Below are 1,528 nucleotides of genomic sequence, written 5' to 3' on the forward strand. Positions count from 1 at the left end.
CCCACGCCGCGATCTCCGGTTCCCGGGCGCGCCCGTGGTCCGTGTAGCTGTTGCCACTGAAGCTGCTGCCGTTGAGCTTGTCGTAGACCGCGTTCTGCAGCGAATTGGGGGTGGCGAGCTTGGCGACATCCGTGGCCGTGATCCCCTGGGCGCGGGCCCGCAGCCAGGCAACCCGGTCGGTGGAATCGGCGACGATGCGCCGCAGGTGCGACACGGCAGTCAGAGGCGCCGCCAGCACTGCGTCAGGCGGTGACGGATGCTCCGTCTCCTCGAACAAGGAGAGCATCTGGTTCGTCACTCCTCCATTGTGCCTGTTCGGCAGGCCCGCCCACGCCGGGCCAGGGCGGAGTCGTGCCTAGCCCGGCGCCGGGAGGTGAAAAACAGGGGTCTCCGGTTCGGTGGCCGTCCGACCGCCGGGACTGAAATGAGCGAGACGCTCTACGGTGAGGCTCTGGCGAACCAGTGTGAATCCTGAGTGACGGATAGCTGCATTGCTTCACAGCAAAGGCCAGGTCAGCACATAGCATTTTCATAGCCGACACTCGGATACTGGGAACCATGAGCACGAGCCAGAACGATCGAGCGGTGCGCGCACCGCGCCTGACCAGGGCGGACGGCAGCGCCATCCGGGTGCTCGTCGTCGACGACGAACCCACGCTGACCGATCTGCTCCAGATGGCGCTGCGCTACGAGGGCTGGGACGTGCGCACGGCCGGCGAGGGGCGCCAGGCGCTCACCATCGCCCGTGAATTCCGGCCGGATGCGATCGTGCTCGACATCATGTTGCCCGACATCGACGGTCTGCAGGTGGGGCTGCGCGTGCGGGCGGACGGCCACGAGACGCCGGTGCTCTTCCTCACGGCAAAGGATTCCCTCGACGACCGGCTCAAGGGTCTGACGGCCGGCGGCGACGACTACGTCACCAAGCCGTTCAGCCTCGAGGAGGTGGTAGCCCGGCTCCGTGGGCTCATTCGCCGGTCCACGCTCACCGTGGCGGATTCCCTGGATCCCCGCATCACGGTCGGTGACCTCACCCTCGACGAGGACAGCTACGAGGTGTTCCGCGGGCCGGACGCGATCGAGCTGACCGCCACCGAGTTCGAACTGCTGCGCTTCCTGATGCGTAACCCCCGTCGGGTGCTCAGCAAGGCCCAGATCCTGGATCGGGTGTGGAGCTACGACTTCGGCGGCAAGTCCTCCGTCGTCGAGATCTACATCTCCTATCTGCGTAAAAAGGTCGATGCCGGCCGTGAGCCGATGATCCACACGGTGCGCGGCGCCGGCTACATGCTGAAGACCGCCTCGTGACCGGAGGTGCCCTCGGCCGGCTCCCACCGCGCCGGCCGCGCGCGCCGTGGACGCTGCGCCGACGGTTGGTACTGGCCGTCGTCGGACTTCTCACTCTGGTCAGCGTCAGCATCGGCCTGGTCAGTGTCGCCCTTCTCCGCGCATCTCTGATGGACGGCCTCGACCAGCAGCTGCGCACAGCCTCCGACCGTGCCGGCTCGGTGATCGACGGGCGCCGGGA

General features: G+C 67.3%; 2 protein-coding genes and 1 pseudogene. 2 read left to right on the forward strand and 1 reads right to left on the reverse strand.

The genetic code is table 11. The annotated features are described in order from the left end of the window. Positions 1 to 298, reverse strand: a 298-nt coding sequence (locus tag RMO85_RS02675; protein WP_310526315.1) for a hypothetical protein, incomplete at its 3' end; no start/stop codon positions are given. A gap of 260 nt (positions 299 to 558) precedes the next feature. Between RMO85_RS02675 and RMO85_RS02680 the strand changes: the two genes are divergently transcribed. Both RMO85_RS02680 and RMO85_RS02685 read left to right on the forward strand, forming a co-directional pair. Continuing rightward, complete coding sequence (locus RMO85_RS02680; RefSeq protein ID WP_310526316.1) at positions 559 to 1,308, forward strand: response regulator transcription factor; 750 nt, start codon at positions 559 to 561, stop codon at positions 1,306 to 1,308. Next, a pseudogene (locus RMO85_RS02685) lies at positions 1,305 to 1,528 on the forward strand (hypothetical protein); the annotation flags it as partial. The gene RMO85_RS02680 and the pseudogene RMO85_RS02685, both read left to right, overlap by 4 nt.

Source organism: Nocardioides sp. (assembly GCF_031422975.1).
Taxonomy (GTDB): Bacteria; Actinomycetota; Actinomycetes; order Propionibacteriales; family Nocardioidaceae; genus Nocardioides.